Genomic DNA, 16,944 nt, shown 5'->3' with positions numbered 1-16,944 from the left:
CGGCTCTGTTTAAGAAGGACGCTTAAACAGACCGTAACTACCCTTTTTGTGAACATGAATTTTACTAATACAAAACAAATTAAGTCGGTTTTTAAAATATCACAGGATATGACAGTTGAAAAATTCGTTTCAAAAAATATTAATCAATACTATTTTATAAAAAAGAAATCAAAAAATCCAAGACAAATTTACATCCCTAGCATACAACTTAAAACAATACAGAAATGGATATTAAAAAAAATTCTTACTAAGGAATTTTCGTCATCTGAGGTAGCACATGGATTCATAAGTGGTAGGTCGATTGTTACTAATGCTAGAGAACATTTATATAAAGAACCAAGTTGGATTCTAACAATGGATATAACTAACTTTTTTGATTCTATTCGTTTTGATTCAATAGAGCACCTTTTTCGTCAACATGGCTACACTAAAGAAGTTAGTCGTACGTTTGCAACACTCTGTACATATAGGGGTAAATTAGTTCAGGGATTTCCTACAAGCCCTTTTCTAGCAAATCTTTACTTAAAGAGCTTTGACGTTTATTTAAAATCAAACTTGCAGAAATATAATGTTAAATATACAAGATATGCAGATGACTTAACGTTTTCTGGTAATATTGAAAAAAATTATGAATCATTTATTTTAGAATCAGAACGAATGGTTGAAAAAGGCCTAACTAAATTACAGCTCCGAGTTAATTCAAAAAAAACTAATATTCAGACAAAAGAAAGGAAGATAGTAACAGGAATTTGGCTTTATAAGAATAAATTATCAGTGTCTAATAATTATTTAAAAAAATTCAGACGAGAAATATATTATTGTAAAAAATATGGTGTTATTGATCACCTTATACATACTAATAAAGTGGAAATAAGTAATTTCCATGGATATATGTATGGAAAAGCATACTTTGTAAAAATGGTAGACGAGAATCTTGGTATGAAACTATTAAAAGAATTGAATGATTTAAATTGGCCAATGTGAAATAGATTTAATCAATTAATCCGTCATTTACAAAACGCAATAACAATAATTGTCTTTTTGTTATATACTTATTGCAATAAAGCAGTAGGTGCCTAATAATCGATTGTATAAAAAATACACATTTCAGTTAATTTTGGGATGTGTTTTTTTATAATCCGATGATATTTTTTAATATATAATCTTTTTAATAATTGCTAAGTATCTGGCATTAAGTATCTGAATGTCCTATGATAAAGAAGTGTACTTAATAAAAACAAGGGAGCTTTTTTATGTCACGTAAGTTAAGAAAGATTGGTATTATTATTGCGACCGTTCTTTTGATTTTGGGAACATTACCATTTGTTGGCCTTGGTACAGCTCAAGCAGCTGATACTACAAGTACTGGTAAATCAGGTAATGATAAGATTACAATTGGTACTGTCAAGAATACTGCCGCTATACCTGCATTAATGGCTGATGCTGCTGGAGACTTTACTAGTCAAAATATTTCAGCTGAAGTTAAAACATTTGATTCTAATAGTCAACTAGATGCAGCTATCAAAGATGGTACAGTTAACGCAGCTGTTACTGATTTAGTTAGCTATGCTGGTTTGGTTAACGAAAAGTCTAATGCTAGCTGGAAGGTAGTTGGTACTTTACCTGGATACAATGGTTTAGTTGCTAACAAGAAGTACAAGAGTGTTAAGAGTCTTAAAGGTAAGACCATTGCACTTGATAAGAAAGATGCTTCAAAGCAATATCTATTGAGTGTCTTGAAGAAGAACAAGATGAAGTCTTCAAGTGTTAAGATTAAGCAAGTTGACGGTCAACAAGATCGTGTTAATGCTTTGAAAGATGGTTCAGTTGACGCTGCTATTTTGGAAGATCCATTGATGAGTAGTGCTAAAGCTAATGGCGGTAAGATTTTGAATCGTCAAAAGATGAGTGCTGATAATGGTAATGTTCTTATCGTTAACAACAAGTTTGCTAAGAGTAACGTTTCTTCAACACAAATCTTAGTTGATACTTTGAACAAAGAAATCAAGCAACTTAATAAGACTGACAGCTATGGTATGGCTGGTACTGCACTTAATAAGTTGAACTATGATCAAAAAGGTGCTGAAGTTTTAACTAAGTTGGACCTTACATTTAAGAAGGTTCACAAGGTTAAGAAATCAGACTTTAACAAATCCTTTAAATATGCTAAATCACACAAACTTTACAAGGGTAAGGTTAGTTATAAAGCCCGTACTTTGAAAGTTAAGGGTGTTAAATAAAGCTTGAGAAATATCGTCGAAAGACGGTATTTTTTTATTGGATAAGGCAAAAGTAATGAAGTGGCAAACTTTTCTGAAAAAATTTAAATTTCTAAATTTTTTTGTTTCATTAATTTTGAACATATGATAATCTATGTCTTGTAAATTATTGTCCGTAATTTTTACAAGGAAAAGGCCATCCAGTTTCTGGGTGACCTTTTTAAATGCATTAATAACTATTTTGGGTTATAGAATTTATAGATTATGAATAATTGAAATAACAAGGACAATATTCATCGGATTATATCCCCATATGTTATGTGTTTGCCATTATGGATGAATGATTTTAATACGCAAAAAAATTAAATATAGCTTGAACGGCATAACTATATTCATCCAAAGCTTATTTAAGAATAATTTTAGGGTACTGTAACAAGTTATTTTCTAGCTATGGAATTTGGTAGATAAATTTAAGATAAAAAAGGCGGCTGCATTCATTTGAAATGTGATCCGCTCTTTTTGTATTGATATAGCAATTATTTATTTTTTAATACTTCAGCAATGTTAACTGTTGGCATGTTGTATCCCGGAAATTCATTAGATGTTGTGGTTAATGTTGCTATAATTGCCCGTGCATAAGGGTAGAGAATAGCTACGGAATTATTATGTACAAAGGAATCCACGCCAATGTTATTTACATCCTCTTCATCATTATATTCAAAAGTTCCTTGTATTGAACAACTCACTTCAAATGGAATGAACTCATCATCAAGAGAACCTGCTTTCACGTGTAAATTAACGATTATTTTATTGTTTTCTATATTGTTTTGGACATCAAAAGTGGGGGTTAAATTTATTCTATTTTTTTTATTGGGTTTAAATTTAGGGTTTCTTGTATAATTCATTTCTTTTACGATATATCCATTAAAGTTTAAAATAGCCATTACGATGCATCTCCTAAGTCATATTTGTAAGAGTATGTGGAAACATAGTGATTTTCTTCATCAGTTAAGAATAAGTTGGGATTAAAAAAATCTTCACTTTCAAGTTCTTTGTTTGGTTCATCCGAAATACAACCAGTATAATTGAATTTTTCCTTAGTTAATTTAAATATTCTATCCTGATATTTTGTTTGAACTCTTTGGTTATTTTCAATTTTGGAAATATTTCCATATCCAATTCCAGTCCAATCTCCAAACTCTCGAACTGTCATTTTGATATTTTCTCTGAGTTCTTTTAACTCCCAAGGCTGCATAAAACCAACTCGATTCCGGTAGGTATTAAAGTCACTTCGAACGTTCTCCATAGGGTCATCGAAATTATTCCAAAGTTCACCATCAGAATCTTTCCAGTAATAGTGAATGACTATGAGATTATCTATGTTTTTTACTTTAGCTAATTCTATAACGGTTTCTTTTTCATATATTTCTGTTAATTCTTTCTCGGGATTGTAAAATTCTCTTTTTTCTACGGTCATTTTTTACCTCTCAAAGATTGATAATTATTTCAATGTAAATAAGGGAAGACTAGAGGGTGCTCCTGTTCATGAATTGAGATCCACATAATAATACCAGTAGGCTTGTCCTGGAACTTCAAGTAACAATTTATGTAATTTATCATAAGACCAAAAATCCAAATATTCCCTTTTACAGGTGGAATATGGTTGTCCGATAATGGTCTAGATGAGTAGTTATGTAATGATATGTTTTTGTAAATTTTGTCAAAGATATCATCTTCATTCATGTTTAAAGTTGATAAAGTTTTATAGTTTTTAGGACGAGGACTAAGATGCCACATGTTTCTATTATTTTTAATTTTATTAATAAGTTCTTGAATCTCAAGCTTATCGGCAATTTTATCGGTCAATGTTGTCACACATACGTCTTATATATTGTCTAGTAGCAATAGTATATTATCATTATCTGTTGCTCATGAGCAACAAAACTATCTTGGAGAATTGAAATAAATACTATAAGTAACTAGATAATTAAAAGTACGAAAAAAGGTTTCCAATTAAGGAAACCTTTTTCGTATTTTACTATTCTTTTGACTTATTTTCAGAATCGACACTAGAATCAGTAGTTGATTCAGTTGATTCAGTTGATTCAGTTGATTCAGTTGATTCAGTTGATTCAGTTGATTCAGTTGATTCAGTTGATTCATCAGCTTCTTTTGGTTCCTCTGATTCAGTCTTTGCTGTCTCTTGTTTTGGTTTGATCTTGGCATATAGTTTCTTGAAATCGTCCAACTTAACGTTGAACAAGCTTAAAATCGTACCGATAACAATGACCACCAATGACCAGAATGAGAAGTGGCGAGCGGTCTTTTGGACGTGTGTTTCGTAGTAATCTACGACTACTTGTCCTTTACCACTGACTGTTACTTCACCTAAACCGTTGTTTTTCTTATTCATTGTCAATTTAGAAACATTACCTGTAGATTCCTTGGATTGAAACCCATAGTAGGCGATGACTGGTAAGGAGATAACGGTCTTTTTGGCGTTCTTGAAATTAAATGTCATTCTAGTATCGGAACGATTGAAGTTGGTGATTTGAGCTTTTTTACCAGCTTTAATCGTTGGCATTTGTGGCTCGGCTTCCAGTGGAACGACGTCGGCACCGGCTGGTAAGTATTCTTGACCACCACCGATACTGAATGGTGAAGCTTTATCGTATTCTGAATATGGAACTAAAGCTGTGGAAAGGTTGTTGACCATCCGATAACTGGCTGAGATTGCTAGTAATGTGACAAATGCAATCAAGGCTGCTTTGACAAAATTACCCTTTAATAAATGCAATGGATCAGCTGCTACGAAAATTGCTAACAAGATAGTTGCCATCATATCGAAACGCCATGGATATTGAATCATCTTGAATGGTGTTTTGCTGAGGAGGACCCATGGAAAAATTTTACTTCCACAGACGAACATCACAGCACCGATAATGGCGAAATGTTTGACTGCTTTGTTCTCAACTTTACCAATTCCCACAACAGCCGCAACGGCTGCGATTAGCAGAATGAATCCGATGTTTGGCTTGTTGATAACATTGTTAACACTCCAGTTGAAGTAGTCCAACAAGTTGTCAGCTCCGGCAGTTAAGATACTTTTACTTTCGGTCAATCGTAAAGTTGTGTGCTTCAATTGTTCCAGCATTGGTAGGAAGTAACCGATACTCAACAGTCCGGAACAAATTGAAGCCCAAAGTAATGACAAAAGTCTTTTTGGATGAACTCGTAATTCGGGCAATTGGCACAGCATCACCACCACAATTGTGATTGCCACTAAAATGGGTGAGATAGCGTGTGAATAAATAATTCCTGTCATACCAAAAGTTAAGAATAACCAGTTGCGCTTTCTTTCGCCGTAAAAAATTTCGTATATCCCTAAAATGGCGATTGGAAGGAAGACGAATGCTCCGACTTCTCCGAGGTCATGACGGAACAACATATCGTGCAGACGGTAATTAGCTAGCGTATAGACGAAACTAAAGACTAGGGCGTTCCAATATTTTCGTTGAACCTTGTAGAAACAAAGGAACGAAACACTGAATGTTAAAAAGTTCATTAATAAGTAAAATCTGACAATTGTTTGTGCTGGTGTGAATCCCATCAAACGCATGATGGCGGCAGGATAAATCAAGAAATCTGAGTAGAAGATGTTCGAAATGTATCCTAAGCCTTCCATAAAGGACATGTTGACGAGTGGAAAATAATTGTGATGCAAGATTGATTGATATAAGCCTTCAATTCGCATCATGTGGAACCGATTATCACTTGGTCCTAAGAAGGTCCAAATGGAATGGCGATAAAATTCAGTTTGGTAAAGTGCAATGTAACTGACTGCGGCGAAGAGGGCGATGGTTATGAGGGTAACTATCGGGATCCGCAGGTACTTGTTTTTCCAAGAAATAGATTTCATAAATTAATACCTTTCCCCTAAATATCGCATTGCGCTAGTTAAATATGCCGCCTCCAGGAACAAGAAATTTAGGTCGCTATGGGGACCGATTCGAGCCAAAGAGCGGTCTCGAAGCTCGATTTTGAACCTCGCAAAATACGCGAGGTTCAAAATTCGTCCCGTGGTGTATGGACTAAAGTCCTAACGCCACATGCACAGCGACCTAAATTCTTGTTCCTTCCGGCTAGTTTAATCGTTGTTTTATATTCTGAATTATTAGATTAACAAGACTTATAAGATATTTCACGATTATGGAGACAGTGTAACTAGCACAAACGCGTTAAATATATATAACATTGTTATTATACTAGTTGTTTCGTTAGTAATCATAGATTTATTTAAACATGTTGGTTAAATGTGCACCTGGGGGCTGAGGGATTGAACTTATTGAAGTAATAATCATAAAAATTGCAAAAAATACTTCAATTAAGATAAAATGAAGCAAATGATTGGATTGCTACTATATTTACTTCAAAAAAATCATTGTAGGAAATTGAGGTGAAAAAAATGATTAAAAAGAATACAAACCTTCAATCCAAGTCGGAATTTTTGAAGAATCTTGATACAAATGTAGAAAAGCCCAGAGGTGTCGTTAATTATCTTAATTTTCAAATTAAAACATTGGATAATATCCGATATTATTTTGAAAATGAAGCAATACTTAAGGTAAGAAGTATTACTGATATTGATAATAATAAAATTGTAAAAGAAATGATTAATTCTGGTGACCTTGAGTATATTGGAAGAGGAATTCTAATTGATACGTCTTGGGCTCAAAATGATTTTTTAATTCGGCAACTAGTTTTAAAGACCGGAATATATTCTGGATCAACGGCACTGTACCTATGGGGCTTGAGTGACGAATATCCATATCAATCATATATGACCTTTAAAAGAGGCTACAAATTGCCTAATAGATTAAAAGAATGGACGGACGGAGTCGTTGTACGTCAGAGTAATCCTGACATTTTGAATAGTTTTGTTGAGAAAAAAAGTGTTGAAGGAACTAAGTATCAGATTGAATTATATAGTAAGGAAAGAGCGTTAGTAGACGTACTAAAAGAAGGAATAAGTTCAGATGTTATAAATACGGCATATCGACGTTATCTAAAGAGCGATAAGGCTGGTGTCAACAAATTATTGTTGACCGCAAAGAAACTTGGAAGTTTTGAAAAAGTTCGTAATAGACTGGAAATAATGATATGAAATCAAAAAAAGTCTAGAACAGAGTGTTAAGGATAAATTAAAAATTAAACGTGCTGAAACTAAAGTTCCGTTTGATATTTTAAAGAAAAAGTATCTTATAGATTGCTTTTTGAAACTACTTTCTAAATCAGAGTATTCAGAAAATTTCATTTGGAAGGGAGGATTTGTACTATCAGCAATTACTGGGATTGAAAAAGAACAACCGTTGATTTGGATACTTTAATTCAAGGAATGCCCGTGACCATTAAAAGTCTTAGAAATATAATTGAAAAAATTATTAGTTTAAGTGGAGATAATGATCCTGATTTTCAATTAGTCGATATTGAGAAGATTCAAGAAGAGAAAGCATATCAGGGATTGAGAATTAGATTGAATTCTCAGTTAGGGCAGATGAAGGACTCATTTCATTTGGACGTTGTGACTGGTGAAACTCTGGAACAAAAAGCAATCAGATGGAAGTACCAACCGTTGTTGGAAGATGAAAAAATCCCTATATATATTTACCATCCTGAACAAATTTTAGCTGAGAAAATGCAAACTATTTTACAACGGGGATTAGCAAATACGCGAATGAAGGATTTTTATGATGTTTATGTTACTCCGATTACAACTGATATAGATTTCGAAACTTTTAGTAAAGACTTCAAATTAGTTATGGAGGAGCGTAAAACTGTAGAACTTTGGGAATTTCGTAAAGAAATACTGAATATGATTATTTCAGATGAAAAGATGAATAACGAATGGTTACAGTATGCAAAGACACATGGGTTTGTAGGCGATATTTCATTTGAAAATGTGACAAACTCTATTACGCAACTATTTAATAAAATAATTATTTAATATAAAAATGTTCATATCGATTTTTATAATTTCAATTTATTAGTGCTTTTTACCATTAGGCTAGAAATGTTGTATTTATAACAGTTAGTATATATACTAAAACTGAAATGAAATTACCTTTCCGATGAGTAACGGGATGTTCAGTGGAACGTAGAATATTACTCGACTGAATGGATTGTTTTCCGATGAGTGACGGGTTGTTCGTTAGAACGTAGAATATTACTCGATTGAATGGATTATTTTTCCGATGAGTGACGGGGCGTTTAGTAAAACGTAGAATATTATTCGATGAAGTTTTTTTGTATCGTGAAGAGGTAACGAGAAGGTTGAACTTTAAATAGTTCAGCCTTTTTGTGTATAGAAAAAGCCAGACAATCCCGATATTTTCAAGATAGTCTGGCTTAGAATATACGCCTTAATGATTGATAGTATAATTATTGTTGTTATTAGAAGAAAAGCGGCTGTCAGGGGCGATGTAATTTTTCATCACTAGAGTGTTGTAAGATCCTTCATCGGCTGGTTCGAAACCGGCATTGATTAGATCGGCTGTGTAGAGTTTGTTATAGAAAAAGGCAAAAACCATATTGAACAAGACTGTACCTGAACCCATGTTCCAAGCACCTAAGGCTAAGTTGGCTATCAAAATAATTATTAACCATTTCCAATCACCCCTAAAAAGTGCGGGCCAAAAGCCCCAGAAGAATTCGGTCCATGAAAATCCGACTTTGACATCTTTACGTTCATTGGTGCGGCGATTAATTAAAATTGCGTGCATAATTTCCTCCCTATCACTGATTTTCCTTAGTATAACAAGGACTTGGAAATTTAGATGTAGGTGATGACGGCTATTTCATGAATTGGTTGGAAGATAAATTGTATAGTTCATGATGGTAGTGGTAGTAAGGTTTTACAAGGTATCGAAAGCTGGTTAAAGAAGTGTTTTCAAAAAATAAAAAATATCGGTTGTGACAAAAATTTTGGCATAATAAAAAAGCAGCCACCTTTAAAGTAGCTACCGTGTAATTTATAAGCCTAAAATTTGTTTCTTTTTGATATCATATTCTTCCTGGGTTATGGCACCTTGATCAAGCAAATCTTTCAATTTGTCGAGTTGGTCCAATTGTGGATCACTTGTGTAGTAGTTGTTATTAGTAAACTTGCGGCCAGGAGCGATGTATCCTTTGGCAAGTAGGGCATTGTAAGATGTATCGTCTGCTGGTTCGAAGCCATTATTTAACAAATCATTAGCGTAAAATTTATTGTAGAAGAATGCAAAAATCAAGTTGAAAAAGAGGGAACCGCCACCCCAAGAAAAGACACCTAGTCCGACATCAACTAGTAGGATGATGATAAGCCATTTCCAATCGGCACGGAAAAGTGCGGGCCAAAAGCCCCAGAAAAATTCCGTCCATGAAAATCCGACTTTGACATCTTTGCGTTCATTAGTATTACGATTAATTAAAGTTGCGTGCATAATATTGCCTCCCTGAAAATTGTGCTGTAACAATCATTCCTAAGTATAGCAAAAATATTTGTCTTAACCTTCAATTATGGAAGTTTTTAACAAATTGATTGATAGATGAATTATAATTTTATCATGTAAACTCAAGATATGTTTTAAGTATTTCATTATGAAAGGGTGTTGAGTCATCACAGAATTGTTTTCAAAAATTAAGAAATGTCGTTGGTCAATTGCTATTTTGACAATCGTCTTCTTTATTATGTTGTTGCTCAACTGGAAGACGTTGTATGTGGCAGACGACTACGTTTATCGGTTTGTTTATCAATCGCCATCTCCTACAGCAATCCCACATCAACAACGAATCAGTACATGGCTGATTCCATTTTCGATGTGGAATCACTATCAATTGTGGAATGGTCGGTTTGTGGCGCATTCAATCGTCCAATATTTTATGCAATTTAATTCAAAAATTCCGTTTGATATTTGTAGCAGTTTAATTTACGTTTTGTTACTGTTATTGATGAATAAATTAGCTGTGAAATTATCGGATAAAAAGCATAACGCCTTTATTTTGCCATTAATTTTTGGCTTCACTTGGTTTTATATACCTTACTTTGGTCAGTCAGTCTTGTGGCTGTCTGGATCAGGTAATTACTTGTGGATGAGTATTATTTATTTAGGATTCATCATCTACAATTTGAAAAATCGGGCTGTTAATGTAACGAATATCTTAGGTGCTATTGTACTGGGTTTTCTAGCCGGAGCGTCAAATGAAAATTCCGGACCAGCTGCCGTGTTGATTGTCTTATTGTTCATGGTAAAACGTCTGATTCAAGAACATAAAATCAGTTTAGTTTCGACGATTAGTGTGATTTTTAGTGGCTTGGGATTCATCACGATGATGATGTCGCCAGGATCACAAAGCCGTGGCAATATTCATCGAACATGGGCTTTGATTCAAAAAAACTTTGCGGGGATTTATAACTTAACGTTTGATAAATGGGTCTGGATTTATACTTTGATGGCAGTGCTACTAGTAGCTGGTATCTTTTTGAAAAAAATCAACACTGATACAATTTGGGCCACTGTCTTTTTCTTAATTGGACACGTTGCGGCCGTTTATGCGATGGCCTTTTCACCAGAATATCCTGAACGGACTTTTTTTGGTGGTGTGATTTTCTTAGGTATTGCGTTATTTATTCTGGTTTATGCCGTATTGGGAGATCTAACGTGGTCAATGGTAGCTTTGTCAGCCGTTATGACGGTGATATTTGCTATTAGCTTTGTTCCAGCTTATCAAGATATTAACTTGAGTTATCACCAAATGCGGACACAATATCAACTGATTTATCAGGCCGAGGGCACAAAAGAGAAATCAGCTCGTGTTCCGTTGATGACTATGCAAAAGAGCAAGTATAACGCTAATTATGGCGTCATTGCCTTAGATACACCGCCTACTGCTTTAATGAATCAATGGGAAGCTAAGTTCTTTGATTTAAACCAAATCAGCGGATATCGAGTTAAATAGGTAATATGTTAAGATAGATTTTATTTAGTATGTTAAAAAACGAATAAATTTAAGACATTAGTCGGAGAGAGTGAGGGATATTTGGTCAGCAGTGAGGGTGGTGTTAGGACATTTTGTCCTTACAGCACGGATCTGTCCCACAGCAGACTAAATATCCCTTGCTCCCGGAGACGGCATATTCGGGGGACAATTTGAAAAGAAAAAGAATTATATACATCGATGTAATCCGTGTGGTTGCGATGATGTTGGTAGTTTTAGCCCACTCATTAGCAGCCAGATTAGCAACACGTGATAACTCGTTAAATTGGGATATTTCCAATATGTTAGTAGTAATCACAGAAATCGCCGTACCATTATTTTTCATGATTAGTGGAGCAACCATCTTAAACAGTCGCAAAACAAAGGATGTCGGTTATTTATTTAGCCATCGTTTGCCACGAGTATTGGTACCATTTATCATTTGGTCAATCATCAGTGCGTTTGTTTCCAGAAAAATTGATGGAGTTTTCACGTATCATGACTTTTTCCACAGCGTGTTATTGATGTACCACCAACCAGTTTTGATTGCATATTGGTTCATTTATCCACTCGTATCGTTGTACCTCTTGTCGCCACTGTTGAAAGCAATGGTTGAGGGGATGGATGAAAAGTTGCTCAATTATTTGTTGGCATTATGGTTGGTCATCAGTATGTTCTTGCCAGCATTAGTCGCCGTATTACCAAAAAATTTCAGCATGTACTTTGATGGCTACACCGTCGGAAAAGTAATTTTCTCAACTAGTTTAGGTTACTTTATCCTCGGTTATAAATTGACCCAACACGAACATGAAAAAGCTAATCCATTACAATTACTAGTTGTCGCTGTCGTGTTGATGGCAATCAATGTCGTAATTGCTTTTGTCAGTTTAAAGAGCAGTTTCCAATATCTCAGCGTAATTTCAGTCATCAATATTCCATTCATTGCTGCTCTGATATTTAAAGTTTTGAAATCATATGAAGGACGCTACCACAAATGGTTTATCCGTTTAACTGAGATCATTGCTCCATTAACGTATGGCGTGTATCTAGTTCACGGGTTAAGCATTGGTGTTGTTCAAAAGATGGCAGGAGTAAATCATTATCTAATCACATTCTTCTTCGCAACGTTGTTGTCGCTGGTAATTATCTTTGTTGTAAGTAAGATACCAGTTCTGAAAAAATGGATGATGTAAAAATCTTATTAAATACAAGTAAAGCCACTAGATCAAGCTTGGTCTAGTGGCTTTTATACTTGTTTACAGCTTATTCAAAATTGAGCCTTGCGGGGTCTCACATCATTCTATATTCTTCTTGTAATCGGAAGCGGCACTGAACAATACAATAAGTATTGCGATAAACCGGAAACAAGAGCAAAATTACTTTATTATGAAAAATAAAATTACGAACGAACTCAACAATCCGTTACATAAAATTCTAACGTCGTTGATGTTTGTGATTTCATTTATGTATTTTGGGGTATTTAGATATTTTGTTATTCCGTCGGGGGACGACTATTTCTGGTGGGGACCACAAGGATCTTATTTACTCCATCATATGTTTTATGGACCACAAGCAATTTATGGTGGTAGTAGTAATGGCCGTTATTTAGGCAATACATTAGAGATACTTACGATGCATTCATTACCAGTGGCAATGTTAACGTATGCTGTCTTTTGGACCTTGTTACTGTGGGGACTGTGGCGCTTATCGGGCAAATCATTTTTATCATTAATCTTGTCATTTTTATTCGTATTTACTTTACAAGATGCATTCCTCAATAATATTTTGGTGTGGAATGCCGGCTTTGTAAATTATGTGCCACCGATAGCTTTAGCTTTGGTCTACATTTGGCTAGTTGATATTGGACGGGCCAAGCAATTTAATCAATTTTTAGCTTTAGGGACACTTATTCTTTCTTATGTTGGTGGGTTGTTTACTGAAACAATGACTGTGGCTCAAATTGCCTTGGGAATTTTCGTTATTTTGTACTTCAACAAGAAGACGAAAACTTATCATGTTACTTATTTACTCGGGGCCATCGTCGCAGCTATCACCATGTTCACTCATCGTGGTTATCGTGGTAAAAGTACTTATCGCAATACGACCTTTGATTTAAATAAAATCTGGGTCAATTATGCCAAGATTACCCATTTCTGGTTGATAACCTTTAATGTTGCTATGCTAGTGGCTCTCTTAGTAGCAATTGCTATCTTAATTATTCGAGCTGATTTTTCACTGCTAAAAAAATCAATTTTAACTGTTATAACGATAGTGTTCTTAGGCTATTACATTGCGATAAATGTTTACTTGAGAAGCCTGCAGCTTAACGATATGTACGGTTATAATACGATAAACGACAAGCTTTCTAACATGGAAGGAATAGTCAGTCTATTACTGGTGGCGTTTATTGGCTATTGTATCTTCTTGTTCTTTAAAGCCGATGCCAAAATGTGGCTCTATTTTTTGATGACTGGTGTTATCATGGGACAATTGTTGTTTGTTTCGGCTCCAATTAATTGTCGAGGCAATTTCTTAACGTATGTATTCACATATTTGATTACCATGCGTTTTGTCTTAGCAGCAACCGATAGTTTTAAGTGGAGGAATTGGTTAACTGGAGTTTTATTGATAGTCTTGGTAGTTGTGGGTGCTAGATACTTAGATATTATTGCAATCAATCATCAAGCCAATTTAAATCGAGTTAATAATGCTGACTACTACAATGGCAAAGTTGAATTAACAACACACGTTCCATATCGGAAATTTGTTTGGTTCAATGACTTGATGAATCAGCAAGTTCCAGCGTATTGGAAGGTGTATTTTAACAAATAGATAATATTTCGGGTGCTTGCCATGCAGGTGCCTTTTTTTGAACCATTTAATGTATAATAAAGTCAGTATTAACTTAAAAGGTGGTATTACAATGCTTGAAAATGTACATGGTCTTGTTAAGGTCAACCAAGACAGCCGTTATGTCGTCTTTTTGTTTGACTCTTATGAAGTGAACCGTAAGATGTTACAAGATAAATATGTTAAAGGTGAATCAGCCTGGTATACAGATGCCATGGGTACGGGTGACGATGGCAAGAAATTCTATCGTATCGCTCAAGATGGCGAATGGATCGAAGCTGAATACGTTACATTCATCGAAACTACTGATTAATGGCTTAGTCATTAATCTTTTTTTGTGGCGTGCCGCTTTCGGTTGTGAGCAATTAAGCCTGCTGTGAGGACCGACTGGAGCCAAGGTCTCCAGTCTCGATTTTGAGCTTCGCAAAGACCGCAAATCTCAAAATACGTCCTGTGCTGTAAGAACGACAAAATCGGTCGTCCTAACACCACTGCCACTGCTGGCTTAATTGCTCACAACCGAAAGCTAGTTTATTTTTGCGTGGGCAGTGTTGTTTGGATTTTGTTTGGTATTAACGATTTGAACCTCGTATTATTTGTTCTTAGTTTAGGTAACTTTAAGTTTAAAGTGATTAAGTTATCATAGTACTTAATTCAAAATCACTAAATCACAGATATATTTATGCCAACTAATATACTAGCCGGAGGGAGAGAGGAAAACATAACCAGCAGTGAAAATTCTGTTAGGACTTTAGTCCTTACAGAATGGACGTATTTTAAGACTTGCTGATTTGTGCAAGGCTTAAAATCGAGCCTTCCTCGGCTCAAGGCGGTCCCACAGCAGGTTATGTTTCTCTCTCTCACGGAGGCGGAAGTAGAATATTACAAAACAATTAAATTTACTCTAAATTGTTTAAAAATTGTTAGATTTCTTAAGGTTTTATTGAAGGCAATTCATTTATATATTAGTCTACTGGTAGTTAGCTTTTTATAGTTGGAGGGAGACTACTACTATGAACAAAAAATGGGTTGCCTCTACTGCTCTAGCAAGTTTTCTAGCAGCGGTTGGTGTATCTTCAAATGCTTCTCCAGTAAAGGCCGCACTTGCGACTGATGATGGAAATCAAGACGATGATCAAGATCAAAAAACTACCAATACAAAGGACCCTAATGTTGCCAGTGTTATGGACGAACAAGGGGCTCCTATTAGTGAAGGTGCTGCTGATGCCATTGAGGCAAATGAAGGTAGCAATGAAACAAATAGTGTTTTACCTGCTAATGCTGTGAAATCCATTACACAGGCATCTGCTACTAGTGGGGTAACTAAGGAACAACAAGACGCTTTTATAAAAACAATTGGACCAATTGCTCAACAAGCTGCTTCGAAATACAATGTTTATGCATCAGTTATGATGGCACAAGCTATTGTTGAGAGTGCTTGGGGAACATCGACTTTGTCATCACAATCCAATAATTATTTTGGTGTCAAAGGTGATTACAATGGTGCCTATGTCAGCATGCCAACGAGTGAATGGAGTGCTGATAAAGGTTATTACACTATCTATGCCAATTTTAGAAAGTATCCTAGTCCTTACGAATCTTTTGCAGATAATGGAGCTTTATTAAGAAATGGAATTTCCGGTGCACCACAGTTTTATAATGGTACTTGGAAAGAAAATACTTCTTCATACAAAGATGCAACGGCTTGGTTACAAGGCAGATACGCTACCAGCCCAATTTATGCATCAACTTTAAATAGAATAATCGAGACTTATAATTTGACACAATATGATAGCGAAGCCAGTACCGGTGGTACTAGTGATAATTCAGTAAGTGGTACGCAAACTGCAATGGACGATACCGCTACAGTAACTAATAAAGATTTAGCTAAAATTTATATCAATGCCAATCCTAATCAGATTGCTGCCAATCGTGCGTTAGCTTATAACACTGAATGGCACATCTCTTCTAAAGTTGTCGCTGCTGATGGAACTGTTTATTATCAAGTAGCTTCAAACGAATATGTGAAGGCAACTGATGTTCAGTTAGCGTCCGAAAAATCGAACCCACAAGTTAAGATTGCCGATACTGCAATTATTGTTAATAACAATGGCTCGACAGTTTATAGTGCTGCTAACAAAAAAGCTGCCACAGATCGAGTTTTGCCATATCAATCAGCTTGGATCACAACAGCTTATGTCGTTGATGATGATGGTAATACATTCTACTTTGTTGGAAATAATGCCTATGTTTTAGCCGATGATGTGAGTTTGAAATCACAACTTGCCAACGATGAATATAAAGACGATGACATCGTTTCATATCCAGATATCGTGCATGTGACAGCCACACCAAGTGCTAGAGCTTATGATGATAAACATAACGTTCTAGCAGTCAGCTTGGCTAATGGAACAGATTGGAAAATTGATAAGAGATCAATCCATTCTGACGGTTCAACATGGTACCGAGTTGCGAATAATCAGTGGGTCAATGCCAATGACGTTCAAGTCAAAGGTTCAAATTACGTAACTTCAGTTTCAGGAATGGTTAAGATTAACTATATTCCAGGATATGGAGTTAACGTTTATAATAGCCCAGCAGCCAACAACAAGTTCACCGGTGCAAGATTGGCCGATGGAACAACATGGCGTGTTACATCAAAACAAATCGTTGATGGTCAAACTTGGTATAAAGTAAATGCAGGTTGGGTTAATGGAACTTATTGTATTTTTAGTGCAAATTAGTTAGAGGGCGAAGACAGGGCGGTCAGCTCCCGAGCATTTTCGTATCTTTGTGAATTGCACGCTGGTTTTGCGTGTGATTTACAAAGATATGAAAAGCGGAAGGAGTTGCCCTGTCGTAG

13 protein-coding genes and 1 pseudogene are annotated in these 16,944 nt (G+C 35.2%); 9 read left to right on the top strand and 5 right to left on the bottom strand.

Annotation, left to right across the window (positions count from 1 at the left end; genetic code table 11):
• Nucleotides 1–108: 108 nt before the first annotated feature.
• Both FD31_RS09955 and FD31_RS09950 read left to right on the top strand, forming a co-directional pair.
• A complete protein-coding gene (locus FD31_RS09955) occupies nucleotides 109–984 on the top strand; it encodes a reverse transcriptase family protein (protein WP_162258550.1) in 876 nt (291 codons plus the stop codon).
• A 269-nt stretch (nucleotides 985–1,253) separates the two neighbouring features.
• On the top strand, nucleotides 1,254–2,240 hold the full coding sequence (locus FD31_RS09950; protein ID WP_057892627.1) for an ABC transporter substrate-binding protein: 987 nt from the start codon (nucleotides 1,254–1,256) through the stop codon (nucleotides 2,238–2,240).
• Nucleotides 2,241–2,755: 515 nt separating this feature from the next.
• Here FD31_RS09950 and FD31_RS09945 read toward each other — a convergent pair.
• The 3 genes from FD31_RS09945 to FD31_RS09930 form a co-directional block, all read right to left on the bottom strand.
• Nucleotides 2,756–3,163 (bottom strand): protein-export chaperone SecB, encoded by a 408-nt coding sequence (locus FD31_RS09945; protein WP_057892626.1) that lies wholly within the window; start codon nucleotides 3,161–3,163, stop codon nucleotides 2,756–2,758.
• Nucleotides 3,163–3,696, bottom strand: a complete 534-nt coding sequence (locus tag FD31_RS09940; protein ID WP_057892625.1) for a helix-turn-helix domain-containing protein — start codon at nucleotides 3,694–3,696, stop codon at nucleotides 3,163–3,165. Before FD31_RS09940 ends, FD31_RS09945 begins: the two co-directional genes overlap by 1 nt.
• Before the next feature lie 561 nt (nucleotides 3,697–4,257).
• Nucleotides 4,258–6,138 (bottom strand): 6-pyruvoyl-tetrahydropterin synthase-related protein, encoded by a 1,881-nt coding sequence (locus FD31_RS09930; protein WP_057892623.1) that lies wholly within the window; start codon nucleotides 6,136–6,138, stop codon nucleotides 4,258–4,260.
• Nucleotides 6,139–6,684: 546 nt separating this feature from the next.
• Here FD31_RS09930 and FD31_RS09925 point away from each other — a divergent pair.
• Both FD31_RS09925 and FD31_RS09920 read left to right on the top strand, forming a co-directional pair.
• A complete protein-coding gene (locus FD31_RS09925) occupies nucleotides 6,685–7,383 on the top strand; it encodes a type IV toxin-antitoxin system AbiEi family antitoxin domain-containing protein (RefSeq protein WP_057892622.1) in 699 nt (232 codons plus the stop codon).
• 207 nt (nucleotides 7,384–7,590) lie between these two features.
• Nucleotides 7,591–8,223: pseudogene (locus FD31_RS09920) on the top strand (nucleotidyl transferase AbiEii/AbiGii toxin family protein); the annotation flags it as partial.
• Nucleotides 8,224–8,638: 415 nt separating this feature from the next.
• Here FD31_RS09920 and FD31_RS09915 read toward each other — a convergent pair.
• Together FD31_RS09915 and FD31_RS14305 are read right to left on the bottom strand one after the other, a co-directional pair.
• Complete coding sequence (locus FD31_RS09915; RefSeq protein ID WP_057892620.1) at nucleotides 8,639–8,998, bottom strand: hypothetical protein; 360 nt, start codon at nucleotides 8,996–8,998, stop codon at nucleotides 8,639–8,641.
• 249 nt (nucleotides 8,999–9,247) lie between these two features.
• Nucleotides 9,248–9,697, bottom strand: coding sequence for an SHOCT domain-containing protein (locus FD31_RS14305; RefSeq protein ID WP_162258549.1), 450 nt, complete (start codon nucleotides 9,695–9,697; stop codon nucleotides 9,248–9,250).
• A gap of 184 nt (nucleotides 9,698–9,881) precedes the next feature.
• Here FD31_RS14305 and FD31_RS09905 point away from each other — a divergent pair, with 184 nt between their 5' ends.
• From FD31_RS09905 to FD31_RS09885, 5 genes are all read left to right on the top strand, one after another.
• Nucleotides 9,882–11,213 carry a DUF3329 domain-containing protein gene (locus FD31_RS09905; RefSeq protein ID WP_057892619.1) on the top strand — a complete coding sequence of 444 codons (1,332 nt, stop codon included), beginning with the start codon at nucleotides 9,882–9,884 and terminating at the stop codon, nucleotides 11,211–11,213.
• A gap of 191 nt (nucleotides 11,214–11,404) precedes the next feature.
• Entirely contained in the window at nucleotides 11,405–12,424 is a 1,020-nt protein-coding gene (locus FD31_RS09900) for an acyltransferase (RefSeq protein WP_057892618.1), read from the top strand.
• Between the two features lie 193 nt (nucleotides 12,425–12,617).
• Complete coding sequence (locus FD31_RS09895; protein ID WP_147007361.1) at nucleotides 12,618–14,063, top strand: hypothetical protein; 1,446 nt, start codon at nucleotides 12,618–12,620, stop codon at nucleotides 14,061–14,063.
• 91 nt (nucleotides 14,064–14,154) lie between these two features.
• A complete protein-coding gene (locus FD31_RS09890; RefSeq protein WP_057892642.1) occupies nucleotides 14,155–14,394 on the top strand; it encodes a hypothetical protein in 240 nt (79 codons plus the stop codon).
• A gap of 700 nt (nucleotides 14,395–15,094) precedes the next feature.
• Complete coding sequence (locus FD31_RS09885) at nucleotides 15,095–16,825, top strand: glycoside hydrolase family 73 protein (protein ID WP_057892616.1); 1,731 nt, start codon at nucleotides 15,095–15,097, stop codon at nucleotides 16,823–16,825.
• Nucleotides 16,826–16,944: the final 119 nt, after the last annotated feature.

Source organism: Companilactobacillus nantensis DSM 16982, assembly GCF_001435815.1.
Lineage (GTDB): Bacteria > Bacillota > Bacilli > Lactobacillales > Lactobacillaceae > Companilactobacillus > Companilactobacillus nantensis.
The sequence above is the reverse complement of the archived record's forward strand: the minus strand, read 5'-3'. Positions and strand labels throughout refer to the sequence as shown.